Source organism: Arthrobacter sp. SLBN-112 (assembly GCF_030944625.1).
GTDB lineage: Bacteria > Actinomycetota > Actinomycetes > Actinomycetales > Micrococcaceae > Arthrobacter.
The window spans coordinates 893,473-906,234 of record NZ_JAUSXY010000001.1; the positions used below are offsets into that span (position 1 = coordinate 893,473).

General features: G+C 67.3%; 16 protein-coding genes. 6 read left to right on the forward strand and 10 right to left on the reverse strand.

The annotated features are described in order from the left end of the window. Positions 1 to 17: 17 nt before the first annotated feature. A complete protein-coding gene (locus QF050_RS04165; RefSeq protein ID WP_308929291.1) occupies positions 18 to 563 on the reverse strand; it encodes a CGNR zinc finger domain-containing protein in 546 nt (181 codons plus the stop codon). Positions 564 to 634: 71 nt separating this feature from the next. Between QF050_RS04165 and QF050_RS04170 the strand changes: the two genes are divergently transcribed. Then, entirely contained in the window at positions 635 to 1,675 is a 1,041-nt protein-coding gene (locus QF050_RS04170) for an EamA family transporter (RefSeq protein ID WP_308929292.1), read from the forward strand. Positions 1,676 to 1,778: 103 nt separating this feature from the next. Here QF050_RS04170 and QF050_RS04175 read toward each other — a convergent pair whose 3' ends face one another. After that, positions 1,779 to 2,045: a WXG100 family type VII secretion target gene (locus QF050_RS04175; protein WP_308929293.1), complete on the reverse strand. Its 267-nt coding sequence runs from the start codon at positions 2,043 to 2,045 to the stop codon at positions 1,779 to 1,781. 214 nt (positions 2,046 to 2,259) lie between these two features. Between QF050_RS04175 and QF050_RS04180 the strand changes: the two genes are divergently transcribed. Further along, the gene (locus QF050_RS04180; protein ID WP_308929294.1) at positions 2,260 to 2,532 is read left to right on the forward strand and encodes a DUF2277 domain-containing protein; all 273 of its coding nucleotides are present in this window, start codon (positions 2,260 to 2,262) and stop codon (positions 2,530 to 2,532) included. Between the two features lie 2 nt (positions 2,533 to 2,534). Here the strand turns inward: QF050_RS04180 and QF050_RS04185 are convergent, their stop codons facing one another. From QF050_RS04185 to QF050_RS04210, 6 genes are all read right to left on the reverse strand, one after another. Beyond that, positions 2,535 to 4,946: a heavy metal translocating P-type ATPase gene (locus QF050_RS04185; protein ID WP_308929295.1), complete on the reverse strand. Its 2,412-nt coding sequence runs from the start codon at positions 4,944 to 4,946 to the stop codon at positions 2,535 to 2,537. Between the two features lie 27 nt (positions 4,947 to 4,973). After that, entirely contained in the window at positions 4,974 to 5,213 is a 240-nt protein-coding gene (locus tag QF050_RS04190) for a cation transporter (RefSeq protein WP_308929296.1), read from the reverse strand. Between the two features lie 51 nt (positions 5,214 to 5,264). Further along, positions 5,265 to 5,624 carry a metal-sensitive transcriptional regulator gene (locus QF050_RS04195; protein ID WP_308929297.1) on the reverse strand — a complete coding sequence of 120 codons (360 nt, stop codon included), beginning with the start codon at positions 5,622 to 5,624 and terminating at the stop codon, positions 5,265 to 5,267. A 297-nt stretch (positions 5,625 to 5,921) separates the two neighbouring features. After that, positions 5,922 to 6,434, reverse strand: coding sequence for a universal stress protein (locus QF050_RS04200; protein WP_374121498.1), 513 nt, complete (start codon positions 6,432 to 6,434; stop codon positions 5,922 to 5,924). A gap of 102 nt (positions 6,435 to 6,536) precedes the next feature. Beyond that, positions 6,537 to 7,286 carry a class F sortase gene (locus QF050_RS04205; RefSeq protein WP_308929299.1) on the reverse strand — a complete coding sequence of 250 codons (750 nt, stop codon included), beginning with the start codon at positions 7,284 to 7,286 and terminating at the stop codon, positions 6,537 to 6,539. 103 nt (positions 7,287 to 7,389) lie between these two features. Next, complete coding sequence (locus QF050_RS04210; protein WP_308929300.1) at positions 7,390 to 8,100, reverse strand: hypothetical protein; 711 nt, start codon at positions 8,098 to 8,100, stop codon at positions 7,390 to 7,392. A 277-nt stretch (positions 8,101 to 8,377) separates the two neighbouring features. On the opposite strand from QF050_RS04210, the gene QF050_RS04215 reads away from it, so the two are divergent. Genes QF050_RS04215 through QF050_RS04225 form a run of 3 tightly spaced genes read left to right on the forward strand, consistent with a single transcriptional unit; the run spans position 8,378 to position 10,017 of the window. Beyond that, the gene (locus QF050_RS04215; protein ID WP_308929301.1) at positions 8,378 to 8,578 is read left to right on the forward strand and encodes a hypothetical protein; all 201 of its coding nucleotides are present in this window, start codon (positions 8,378 to 8,380) and stop codon (positions 8,576 to 8,578) included. 52 nt (positions 8,579 to 8,630) lie between these two features. Beyond that, positions 8,631 to 9,737: an exo-alpha-sialidase gene (locus tag QF050_RS04220; protein ID WP_308929302.1), complete on the forward strand. Its 1,107-nt coding sequence runs from the start codon at positions 8,631 to 8,633 to the stop codon at positions 9,735 to 9,737. Further along, complete coding sequence (locus QF050_RS04225; RefSeq protein WP_308929303.1) at positions 9,730 to 10,017, forward strand: MoaD/ThiS family protein; 288 nt, start codon at positions 9,730 to 9,732, stop codon at positions 10,015 to 10,017. Before QF050_RS04220 ends, QF050_RS04225 begins: the two co-directional genes overlap by 8 nt. Positions 10,018 to 10,087: 70 nt before the next feature. On the opposite strand, the gene QF050_RS04230 is transcribed toward QF050_RS04225, so the two are convergent. Together QF050_RS04230 and QF050_RS04235 are read right to left on the reverse strand one after the other, a co-directional pair. Continuing rightward, the gene (locus QF050_RS04230; RefSeq protein ID WP_018762891.1) at positions 10,088 to 10,324 is read right to left on the reverse strand and encodes a hypothetical protein; all 237 of its coding nucleotides are present in this window, start codon (positions 10,322 to 10,324) and stop codon (positions 10,088 to 10,090) included. Positions 10,325 to 10,447: 123 nt separating this feature from the next. Continuing rightward, the gene (locus QF050_RS04235) at positions 10,448 to 11,674 is read right to left on the reverse strand and encodes a pyridoxal phosphate-dependent aminotransferase (protein ID WP_308929304.1); all 1,227 of its coding nucleotides are present in this window, start codon (positions 11,672 to 11,674) and stop codon (positions 10,448 to 10,450) included. 154 nt (positions 11,675 to 11,828) lie between these two features. On the opposite strand from QF050_RS04235, the gene QF050_RS04240 reads away from it, so the two are divergent. Beyond that, positions 11,829 to 12,752, forward strand: a complete 924-nt coding sequence (locus QF050_RS04240) for an AEC family transporter (protein WP_308929305.1) — start codon at positions 11,829 to 11,831, stop codon at positions 12,750 to 12,752. Positions 12,753 to 12,762: the final 10 nt, after the last annotated feature.

The following is a 12,762-nucleotide window of genomic DNA, read 5'->3' on the forward strand; positions in this document are numbered from 1 at the left end:
CCTACGCGGCGGCTCGCCTAACCTGCGGCGGCCTGCCTGGCACGGTAGGCAGCAACGTGCGCCCGGTTGGCGCAGTTGCCGGTATCGCAGTACCGCTTGGAGCGGTTCCGGCTCAAGTCCAGGACGGCAGCATCGCAGTCCTCTGACTCGCACGTCCGCATGCGGTCCATTTCCTTGCCGCGGATCACGTCTGCCAGCGCCATGGCCGCTTCGGTGCTCATCCGGTCCGCCAGCGGGGCCTCGGGGGCGGTGGCATGCAGGTGCCAGTCCCAGCCGTCGTGCTTCATCAGCTGCGGCAGCGCATTGGCGTCCCGCAACAGCCGGTTGACGGTGTCCACGGCGGCGTCCTCGCCGGCTGTCCACACTCCCGCCAGCTCACCGCGCAACTGCCGGACGCTCTGCAATTCCGCGGCGTCCCGTGTCCTGGACCCCGAGAAGCCTTCGGCCGCCAGGAAGCTGTTCAGGTCCCCGACCGAGGCCAAACCTTCCCTGCCGTTCGCGGCCGTGTTGATGAGGTTCACCACCGTGCGCAGGGCCACCTCAGTGTCAGGGGCGAAAACCATGTTGACTCCTTACAGTGCGGAAGCGTACTGTCATGACCATTACCCCACTTTACTCCTGACAGGAGGCGACGGTGCCTGCCGCCAAGAACGATACACACCCCCAAGCGCCCAGCAGGCGGCCCGGCTTCCTTGCCTCCGGGCTTGGCATCGCGCTTTTTTCCTCCGCCGTCTTCGGCCTCTCCGGGTCCTTCGCCAAAGCCCTCCTTGAGACCGGCTGGTCCCCCGGGGCAGCCGTCACCGCCCGCCTGACTGGCGCCGCTCTGATCCTTGCCCTGCCGGCGGTGTCCGCGCTCAAGGGCCGCTGGCACCAGCTGCGGGACAACTGGCTCACTATCGTGCTGTTCGGGCTGATCGGAGTGGCGGCCTGCCAGCTGTTCTACTTCAACGCCGTGGCGCGGTTGTCCGTGGGGGTTGCGCTGCTGCTCGAGTACCTGGCCCCAGTGATCATCGTTCTGTGGCTCTGGGCCGCAAGCCGTCGGCGCCCCCGGCTGCTGACCTTCGGCGGGACGCTGTTGTCCCTGGCCGGGCTGGTGCTGGTCCTTGACCTCACGGGCGCGGTCAAGGTTGATCTCGAAGGGGTTCTGTGGGGCATGGCCGCCGCTGTCTGCCTGGCCATCTACTTCTTCATCACTGCCAAGGAAAATGACACCCTGCCGCCCCTCGTCCTGGCCTCGGGCGGACTCCTGGTGGGTGCGGCCGTGATGTGGCTGGCGGGTGCCGTGGGCGTGCTCCCCATGGCATTCAGCAGCGCGGACACCCGCCTGGGCCCCTGGACCATGCCGTGGTGGGGACCGCTGGCGGGGCTGGTGGTGCTGGCCACCGTCCTGGCCTACACCTCAGGCATCATGGCCGCCCGGGCCCTGGGGTCCAAGGTGGCATCCTTCGTGTCGCTGACCGAGGTTCTGTTCGCCGTCGTCTGGGCGTGGCTGCTGCTGGGTGAGCTCCCGGGCGCCATCCAGCTGCTGGGCGGCGTGCTCATCGTCGGCGGGGTCATCCTGGTCCGGCTCGACGAGCTCCGCGCCCCTGCCGCCGCAGCCGGCGGTGAAGCGCCCGGGGCACCGGTGCCGGCGTCGCCGCTGGAGCACGCGAACGACGTCGAGCCCGTGCCTTAGGCCGCGTCCGTCCGGTCAACGGGGCCCGCACTTTAAAAGACGACGGCCCGGGCACCGCAAGGTGCCCGGGCCGGTCCGGCGGCGCATCCTGCCGCCCCAGGCTTTAGCCGTGCGAGGCCTGGCTCTGCTGTTCTGCGTTGCGCTTGGCCTGGCTGCCGGCCTCTTTCAGGGCCTCGGCAACCTTGGTCAGCATGGTGACGTGCTGGCCATCCCAGTCGCCCTTGAACTTGTCCGCATCCGGGCCCTTCCAGTCGGTCCCGTGCAGAAGCTTGGTAAGTGTGGATTTCTGCGTCTCGATCTCGGACGCCCCTGCCTGAAGCTTGCTGCCGAGCTGGCGAAGCTGCTCAACGTCTGCACCCCAAATAGCCATCAGTTTCTCCTTGTTAGATCGTGGATCCGAACCTGGTCGGCATCCCCAGCGGCCCCCCGGCTCATCCGGAAGATCCATTGCCTAAAACCTACCCCGGCCCGTAAAACGGTGTCGATGGGCAGCCCTGCCCATGCAGGCCTCCCCATGGACGCCGCGACGGGAGGAAGAAAAAAAGGGGTCGATCCCAGGCGTTCGAAGAGCCTAGCATGGCGGTATGTGCCGGAATATTCGAACCCTTCACAACTTTGAACCGCATGCCACGTCGGAGGAAGTCCATGCTGCCGCCCTGCAGTATGTCCGCAAAATCAGTGGCAGCACCAAACCGTCCAAGGTAAATCAGGAAGCCTTTGACGATGCGGTGCACGAGATTGCGCACATCACCCAGCACCTGCTCGATGCTTTGGTGACGCAGGCGCCGCCCAAGGACCGGGACGCCGAAGCGGCCAAGGCCAGGGCGCGCGCGTCAGTGCGGTACGGCACCGCCTGAGCTCAAGGCCGGGGTTTGCCGAAGCTGCGCAACCGCAGCGAGTTGGCAACCACCAGGACGGAGCTGGCGGCCATCGCAGCGCCGGCAATCATCGGGTTGAGAAGGCCGAGGGCGGCCACCGGGATGCCCACCGCATTGTAAAAGAACGCCCAGAACAGGTTGGTCTTGATGGTGGCCAGGGTCTTCCGGGACAGCTCAATGGCCTGGGCCACCTGGGCCAGGTCGCTGCCCATGACGGTCAGATCCGCGGCTTCGATGGCGACGTCGGTTCCGGACCCCATGGCAATCCCCAGATCCGCCTGGGCCAGGGCCGCGGCATCATTCACGCCGTCACCGGCCATGGCCACCGTGGCACCGCCGGCCTGGAGCCTGCGCACCGCTTCGACTTTGCCCTCGGGCAGGACGCCGGCGTAGACATCATCCGCGGCGATGCCGACGGCGGCGGCAACCCGGGCGGCGACGGCGGCGTTATCCCCGGTCAGCAGGATGGGCCGCAGGCCCAACGCCTTCAACCGGGCGACGGCGGCCGCGGAACCTTCCTTGACGGTGTCCCGCAGGCTGATGATTCCGGCCGCCGTGCCATCCACCGCGACGCAGATGGCCGTGGCGCCGCCGTCCTCGGCAGCCGCCAGTTGTGCCTGTTGCCCGGCGTCCAGGGGGACTCCGTTCTGCCCCAGCCAGCCACTCCGCCCTGCCAGCAGCTGCCTTCCCTGCACGGTTCCGGACACCCCGCCGCCCGGGGCGGAACTGAACCCCTCCACGGATGGCAGGCCGCCGTCGTCGTCCGTTGTGCCCGGAGAATCTGTGGCGGAAGCCGCCGCCGCGGCGATGGCGCGGGCCACCGGATGCTCGGAGGCGGCCTCGAGGGCGCCGGCCAGCCGGAGGAGTTCGTGCTGGTTGAAGCCGGGGAATGCCAGCACGGCGTCCACGGCCAGGGCGCCGGTGGTGACGGTGCCGGTCTTGTCCAGCAGGATGGTGTCCACGGTGCGGGTGTCCTCCAGGACCTGCGGGCCCTTGATCAGCAGGCCCAGCTGCGCTCCGCGGCCGCTGCCCGTCAGCAGGCCAACCGGGGTGGCCAAGCCCAGGGCGCACGGGCAGGCAATTACCAGCACGGCGACGGCGGCGGTGAATGCCTGCCGAAGGTGGCCGCCGTCAGCGTCCGGACCGGCGAGCAGGAGCCACAGCACGAACGTGAGGACGGCAACGGCCAGGACCACCGGAACGAAGACGGCACTGATCCGGTCCGCGAGGCGTGCGATCGGGGCTTTGCCGGTTTGGGCCTGGGATACCAGGCGGGCCATTTGGGCCAGGGTGGTCTCGGCTCCCACCCGGGTTGCCCTGACCAGGAGGCGGCCGGAGGTGTTGATGGTGGCACCCGTGACGAGGCTGTCGGGGGCCACCTCGACCGGGACTGACTCGCCCGTGACCAGCGAGGTGTCCACGGCGGAGTCGCCGTCGATCACCACGCCGTCGGTGGCGATCTTCTCACCTGGCCGGACCACCAGGACGTCGCCCACCTGCAGTTGGTCGGCGGGGATCTGTTGTTCACGTCCGGCGCGCAGGACCGTGGCGTCCTTCGCGCCCAGGTTCAGCAAGGCCCGGAGTGCGTCGCCGGCCTTGTGCTTGGCGTTGGCCTCCAGGTAGCGGCCAAGGAGCAGGAAGGTGGTGACCACGGAAGCCACCTCGAAGTACAGGCCGCCGGACATGCCCTCCGTGCCCGGGTGCTCCGTCATGCCGGGCTCGGCAAGCAGTTGCCAGGCCGAGAAGAGGTAGGCGGCGGCTACGCCGAGCGACACCAGGGTGTCCATGGTGGATGCCAGGTGCCGGGCGTTGACGGCTGCCGCCCGGTGGAAAGGCCATGCCGCCCAAGTGACCACGGGAAGCGACAGTACGGCCGCTGCCCAGCCCCAGTTGGGGAACTGGAACGCGGGAACCATGCTGACCAGGAACACAGGGACGGTCAGGGTGGCTGCGAGGATGAGGCGTGGGCGAAGGCTGCGAGCGACGCCGGACACGGGAGTTCCGCCTTCCGCGGCGCCACCGGCAACTTGCTCTGCATGCTCGCTCGTGCCTCGCTTAGACGCATGCTGCCGCAAGTCCCCGGCGTTGCCGCTTGAGGGCATCGCACCTTCGGCGCTGACTTGAGTTTCCGCGTCGACGGTCGGGTACCGCTGCTGGCGGACGTATGCCTTGTATCCGGCGGCTTCCACCGTTGACGTGAGCTGCTCGTCGGTGATGCCGTCCGGGACCGTGACGTAGGCCTGCTCCAAGGGGAGGTTGACCGTGGCTGCCACGCCGTCGAGCTTGCCGAGTTTCTTTTCCACCCGGTTGACGCACGAGGCGCAGGTCATCCCCTGGATGTCCAGTTCCACCACGCGGGTGCCTGGCGGGTGCAGCAGTTCTTGGTGGCTCATGTCCGCTTTCCGGTGTTGGAGGGGTTTTCAGGCGTCGTTGGCGACCATCAGGTAGCCGGCCTCGGCCACGGCCTCACCGATGTCCTGGGGCGAGAGTTTGCCGCTGGAGGTGATGGTCACGGTGGAGATGCCGCCGGCGTTGAGGTCCACGTTCACTGCTTCGACGCCGTCCAGGGCTTCGATTTCTTCACTGACGGCAGACACGCAGTGGCCGCAGGTCATGCCCGAGACACTGATGGTGGTGGTGGCGGGGGAGGTGGTGCTCATGGCGTGCTCCTTCATTCTGGCCGGCGGTGGCCGGGGAGGGGGTTTCTGTTGTCAGCGAAGCAGCCGGCCGATGGCATCGGCGGCTTCCTTCACCTTGGCATCGATCGCCTCGGCTCGCGCGGCGGGGTCCGGTTCCGAGGCTGCGCCCACGACGCAGTGGCCGATGTGTTCCTCGACCAGGCCCAGGCTGACAGCATGCAGTGCCTTGGTGACGGCGGAAACCTGGGTCAGGATGTCGATGCAGTACTTGTCCTCATCCACCATGCGGGCGATGCCCCGCACCTGGCCCTCGATGCGCTTCAGCCGCCGCAGGTAGGCGTCCTTGTTGCCCGTGTACCCGTGCTGGGGCGTGGCATCGCTGCCCGGGACGGCATGTTCCACCGCCACGGCGGCTTCTTCGGTAGGGTTCATACCCTCAAAGCTATACCCCACGGGGGTATAGCGCAAGTACCCCATAGGGGTATGCGGGGATGGGGTGGGGTCTTGCTGTCTGGACGGAAAAAGGCACAAAAAAGCTCCGGAGTGCGTTATTGGGGGATACGCACTCCGGAGCAGCATTTGGGCAGTTTCACGTCTCCGCTTTCGCGGAACCGGACTGCTTGAACCAGCTTACTGGCTGGTCGTGCACGGCGCCAGCTACGCGAATAACTACTTTCGCTTTACTTTAAGCGGCCCTCCAGCGCGCTGTTCTTACCTGGGAATTGCGGGTCATGGCGCGTCCTCGTGGGCGGCCATCCGGTAGGGGACCACCAGTACGGGGCGGCTCTGGTGATGGCTGAGCCACGCCCCCGCGGATCCGCTGAGGGCCTCCGAAAGGCGGTGCGAAAAGCCGCGCTCGGAGGTGCCCACAATGATCATCGGGGCGTCCAGTTCGGCGGCGAGCTGCCCCAAGGCGCGGGCCGGGTCCCCGGCGAGCGTGCGGAGTGACCACTCCGGCGGCCTTCCACCGGACGCCGCATTGTCAACGGCGGCCTGGACCTGGGCCTTCAACTCCGCCGTAAGGCCCCGGATGTCGCTGTCGTCATCCGGGTGCAGGGAAAGGCGGTGCGCGGAGCGGGCAGGGTCCCACTCCACCAGGTAGCTGGCCTCATCCACGTAGGCGCACACCAGGGGCGCGGCCAGCCTGGCGGCAAGGTTGGCTGCGGTTTGGAGGACCTCGGGGTGTTGTTTGGGCACGATCCCCACCAGCAGTGGAGCACCTTTAGCGTATTCCCACGTCATGCTGCCCATTGTCCGCCCAAGAGGTGCGGCGTCAACAGGTACCTTCGGCCAGCGGCTTTGCTGGTGCCGGACTGCCGCTCCACTGATGCCGGCCCCCAAGGGTCAGGACGCCGGGTAGGCCGTGACCACAACATTCTTGCCCCACGGGTCCTCGGTGTAGCAGCTGATCAGGACCAGACGGTTGGGCACCATGTCCCAGATTGGGCTGTCCTTGAGCGTGGACTTCACGTAGGTGGTGATGCTGTCCACCTGGTAGGTGATGGTGCCGGCAGCGGTCTCCACCTCAAAGCGGTCGCCGACGGCCGCCGCTGAACTGAGGTGGTTGAAGGGAGCGTCCGCCCCCTCCCAGCTGTGGCCGATGATGTAGGTGGTGTTGCCGGAGCCCTTGCCGGGGATGCCGAACGGCGTCAGCCAGTAGCCGTCCTTGGTGGCGGGGGGCTCGATGGTCCTGCTGGATTGGGCGGCGCCATCGAGGTCCAGAGGATGGATGGTCACATCGACGGCGGCGGATGGGTAGCGGATGTGGACGGGCTGCGCGGCAGCCGGGAGTTGGGGTCCTGCCGGGGCGGCCGCTGCCGGGATTGCCTTGACGGGCGCGGGCGCGGCGTCCGGCGTGCCTGTCACGGCGATCGGGGCGGCCGCACTGCCGGCCGGCACAGCGCCTGGGGCCATGGGGGCTGTGGCCGGGGCGCTGACGTGGGCCGTCAGTTGTCCCTGCTGGAACATGGGACTGCCAAAAGTAAGCGACAGGAAGGCCACCACGCCGCAGGAGAGGATGGCCAGGTCGCCCCGGTTCAAGCGCCGCCACGGCCGCCTCTTACGGGCGGCGTGCCGGCTGCGCTCCTGTGGCATGGCACTCCTCCTGCGTTGGTGCGGGGTTGGAAGGAAGGCGTCCTGCCGGGCACTGGCAGGACGCCTTCCTTGTCACGGGGCCACCGGAAGCGGCCGGTACCGGCTAGCCGGCGGTGTTCACGGAGCGGGACCGGCGGCGTACTGCCACCGCGGCTCCTGCGGCTGCCAGTGCTCCCACTCCGGCAAGCCATGCCGGCCCGCCGTCCCTGGCGTCCACGGCCGTCTGGGCGTTGAAGCCTTCGTTGGTTCCCACGCTGACAGGGGCTGCCGCGGGGGCTGCCTGCGGAGCCGCAGCAACCTGCTGGACTGGTGCAGGCTGGGCGGGTGCGGCCGCGGCGACGACGGCGGCCGGCGGGTCCACCACCGGAGCCACGGCCGGCGGCTGCACCACGGGCTGATCGACGACGACGGGCGCGGTCACCACGGGCGGGTCGACAACGGTGGGCGGGGTCACGACGGGCGGGTCAACAACGACGGGCGGCGTCACGACCGGCGGGGTCACCACGGGCGGGTCGACGACAACGGGCGGATCGATGACCTCACCCGGGGGCAGTGCCGCGCCGCATTCGTTGACGTAGCGGATCTTTCCCGCGTTGTCCCAGTTCTTGCCTGCTGGCAATTTGGGGGTTGGCGGGATGATGTCGTCGGCGTGCTGGTCGTGTCCGCCCGTCCCGTTGGTGTTGAACGACATCGGCGTGAGGGTACTGCCGTCCCAGTGGCAGACCACCACTTGGTCGGAGGCCGCCATGGCAGGCGCTGTGAGGCTGAGCAGGCCGAGCCCCATCACCCCGAGTGTGGCTAAGGTGCGTTTCATGTTTTCTCCCCATATATATGTGTGAAACGGACCATGGTGAGGAAAGGGCAGCGGTGGCGCCATCAGCCCCAGCAGCACGGTCAGCTTGCGTGAGTTTTCAGGCTAGGGGCGTCCCCGGAGGCAGTCGCGAGTAGCGGCTACTCGTCTTTTCCGCGGCCCTGGCGGCCAGGTTACTTGCCGGTACCCTAAATGCGGCGTGGCCCACCTGCTTCCGCAGTGAAGCCTTGTCCGCCACCTGCGCCGCGCCTAACGTTTTAACTGAGGCAGGGAGGTGAACATGGAAATCTTCATGTGGTGGCTGGACCTGGACCTTCCAAGCAAGGAATGGCTCCGGGAAAACCTCTATGCGGAGGAGCTGCCGCTTCCGGTACTCCAAGGCATTGCGGAGGCCGGCGGACCCCACCCGGGCAATCCCGCGGCCGTCCTTAACGCCGCCGACTGGGACTTCATCCAGACCCAATCGGAGTTTGTGGACTGACAGCCCCCGCGGCCCTTGAAAACCGTTGCGCGCTGGTCCATCGAATGGTTGCATGGTGCGCATGGCAACGGCGCAAACCTACCTCCTGGCGATCGGCACGAAAAAGGGACTGTGGCTGGCCACAAGCCAGGACAGGCAGGAGTGGTCCTTCACCGGCCCCCATTTCCTGATGGCAGAAATCCCCAGCATCGGGATCGACACCAGGGAGGGCCGCACCCGGATCATGGTGGGCGTCAGCAGCCCGCACTGGGGTCCCACTGTGGCGCACTCCGATGACCTCGGCGCCACATGGACCGAGCCGGAGCACGGCGCCATCAGGTTCCCGGAGGACACCGGCGCAGCTTTGGAACGCGTCTGGCAGATCTACCCGGACGCGGAGTCCCGCCCGGGCGTGGTGTGGGCAGGAGCCGAACCCATCTCGGTCTGGAAGTCGACCGACGGCGGGGAGCACTTCGAGTTGAACCGCGGCTTGTGGGACCACCCCCACCGCAGCGAGTGGGGTGCGGGCTATGGCGGGGCGGCGGCGCACTCGATTGTGGTCCACCCCGCGGGTGAAACAGTCCACGTGGCCATGAGCACCGGCGGCGTTTACCGCTCGCTCGACGGCGGCACGTCCTGGGAACCACGCAACAAGGGCATCTCGGCGTACTTCATGCCGGACCCGAACCCCGAGTTCGGCCAGTGCGTGCACAAGATCGCGGCGGACGCAGCGGTGGACGGGCGCCTCTACGCCCAGAACCATCACGGTGTCTACCGGACGGACGACAACGCTGAGAGCTGGGACTCCATCGCCGAGGGACTGCCGGCCGATTTTGGCTTCGTCATGCTGACCCACCCCCGCAGGGAGGGGACAGCATGGGTGGTCCCGCTGAAGGCCGACGGCGAACGCATCCCTCCGGACGGCAAGCTCGCCGTCCACCGCACGGACGACGCCGGGAGCACCTGGAAGAGGCTGGATGCAGGCCTGCCGGACAAGGAATACAACAGCGTGCTTAGGGACGCGGCGTCAGTGGACACCGCAGAGCCGGCAGGGGTGTACTTCGGCACGCGGGGCGGGACCGTCTACGCGAGTGCGGATGAAGGCGAAACGTTCATGGAAGTGGCCACACACCTGCCGGACGTCCTGTGCGTGCGGGCGGCAGTGGTGGCCGGTGCCTGACATTTCGTTGCTGCTGCCCAGCGTCCTGCAGCCTCTGGCCGGCGGGCAGTCCGTACTGACTGCACCCGCCGACGGGCCGGTGACGGTGGGAAAGCTCCTTGATGCGGTGGCCGCCGACTACGCCATCCTGGGCCGGCGCCTCCGCGACGAGACCGGCGCGCTGCGGCGGTTCGTCAATATTTATGTGGGCGGTGACGAGGTGCGGCGGCTGCAGGGCCTGGACACCGAAGTTGCACCGGGCCAGGAGGTCCTGGTGATCCAGTCGGTGGCCGGCGGCTGAAGGTCAGTGCCCGGGTTGCCTGGCGGCGGGCAGTCCTGACTGACTGCGCCCGCCGCCAAACGACCGGTGCCTAAGCCACGCGCCACACGCTGCATTCGTCGGTATTGATGGCCTTCCGGACCCCCGTGATCCGGTCCAGGATCCACACCACGCCGATACCGGGGGCGGTTTCCTGGACACTGCCGCGGCGGATCACCACGTCGTCGTAGGAGGGCCCCACCGAGAGGCGGGCTTCGATTTCATCACCGCGGTGGAGCTGGTCCAGTGCGCGGACTCTGGTTACATGCGTGGTCGCCTTCTTCAACATCGCGGGGCCTCCTGGCTGGAGCTGGTGCGGGCTCTTGCCTGCGTAATCCAGTGTGGGCGCGGAATGTTGCGTACCGGTTTCCTCGCGGTTAGCGTGCGGTTAGTTCTTCGCGCCGCGACGGTTTCATGCTGCTGTTCCGCCTCGATAGGCGGCCAGGAAGGTGGAAATCCTCCGGACGGCTTCCTCGATGTCCAGCACCGAAGGGAGGATCACGAAGCGGAAGTGGTCCGGTGCGGGCCAGTTGAAGGCTGAACCGTGGGAGACCAGGATCTTTTGGTCCCGGAGCAGGTCCAGGACGAACTGTTCGTCACTCTTGATGGGGTAGAGCTCCGGATCCAGGCGGGGAAACAGGTACATGGCGCCCGACGCCGGAACGCACGTCACGCCGGGGATGGCAGTGAGGAGCTTGTGGGCGAGGTCGCGCTGCTCCCGAAGCCGGCCGCCCGGCTTCACCAGCGCCTCGATGCTTTGGTAGCCGCCCAGGCAGGTCTGGATGGCGTGCTGGGCGGGTACGTTGGCGCACAGTCGCAGCGACGCGAGCAGTTCCAGGGCTTCGCGGTAACCGGCGGTGGCGGCCAGCGGCCCGGTGATGGCCACCCATCCGGCCCGGTAGCCGGGCATCCGGTAGGCCTTGGACAGGCCACTGAACGTCAGGCAGCAGATGTCCTCGGCTACGGCCGCGGTATGGATGTGCTTGGCGTCCGCATACAGCACTTTCTCGTAGATCTCGTCCGAGAACAGGACCAGGTTGTGCTTCCGGGCCAACTCCGCGAACTGCGTCAGGATGTGGCGCGGGTAGACGGCGCCGGTGGGGTTGTTCGGGTTGATGATCACGATGCCCTTGGTGCGGCGGGTGATCTTCGCTTCCACATCGGCCATGTCCGGCCACCAGTTTTCCGCTTCGTCGCAGAGGTAGTGCACCGGTTTGCCGCCGGTCAGGGTCACGGCCGCCGTCCAGAGTGGATAGTCCGGTGCCGGGACCAGGATTTCGTCCCCGTTTTCCAGGAACGCCTGCAGGCACATGTTGATCAGTTCGCTGACGCCATTGCCGATCACGATGTCCTCGACACCGATATTCATCAGGCCCCGGGTCTGGTAGTACTGCGAGATGGCGGTCCGCGCCGTGAAGATCCCCTTGGAATCGCTGTAGCCCTGGGCGCCGCGGAGATGGTGGATCATGTCGACCACCACGGACTCCGGCGCTTCCAGCCCGAAAGGTGCGGTGTCCCCAAGGTTCATCTTGAGGATCCGGTGGCCTTCGGCCTCCATGTTCTTGGCCGCCTGCAGGATGGGTCCCCGGAGTTCGTACCGGACGTTCTGGAGTTTGCTGGAGTGTTGCATGGCATGCATGGTTGATTTTTTCACACCGGCGGCCCCGCGGCGTCCGGTGGCCCACGTCGTGGACGCCCGCCGCCTGCGGGGCACTTGTTCGATAAGTTGGGTACTTGTGGTCCCGCTGGTCCCGCACCGGGCAGAAGGCGCGGGACCGGAAGGAAGTACCTTTATGGGCGGAGTGCTCATTGGCCTCGCCGTGATCGGCGTCGTCATCGCCGTGGGCTACCTGGCCGCACGCTGCGGCCTGGGCGATGAACCCACCATCATGGCGCTGACGCGCACCGCCTTCTTCATCACCAACCCGGTGTTGCTCTTCACTGTGGTGCTGAAGTCGGACCTGTCGGTGGTCTTCTCCGCTTACGTACCGCTGGCCATGATTACGGCCGCCGTCACCGCGCTGCTGTATGTGGCCGCCAGCCGGATCTGGTTTCCGCGGCCGCTCGCCGAGACAGCCGTCGGCGCGATGGCGGGTTCCTATGTCAACGCCAACAACATCGGTATCCCCATAATGCTCTATGCGCTGGGGGACGCCACGCCGGTGGCACCCGTGCTCCTGGTCCAGCTGCTCCTGTTCGCCCCGCTGGTCCTCACCCTGCTCGACCTGTCCGCCGCAGGGCGGTTCTCGCCCCGGCTGATGCTCACCCAGCCTTTCCGGAACCCGATGATCATCGCCTCGCTCCTTGGCGTGGTCCTGGCCGCACTGCACGTGGAGCTTCCGGCCCCCGTGATGGCCCCGCTGACGCTGCTGGGCGGGGCGGCCGTCCCGGTGGTGCTGCTGGCGTTCGGAATGTCGCTGCGGGGAACCACCATGCTTCGAAGCGGCGGCCACACCCCTGAAATCCTCACTGCCACGGCCCTCAAGTCCGCGGTCATGCCGGCGGTGGCCTTCGTCGTCGGACACTTCCTTTTCAACCTTGACCACCACATGCTCCTGGGCGTGGTGCTCATGGCGGCGCTTCCCTCGGCGCAGAACGTGTTCCTGTTCGCCAGCAAGTACGGCCGGGGCGTGGCCGTGGCGCGGGAAACAATCCTGCTCTCCACGGCCGCCGCGGCGCCGGTACTGGTCCTGATCGTCTGGCTTTTGGCCGCCTGACACCGTGCCG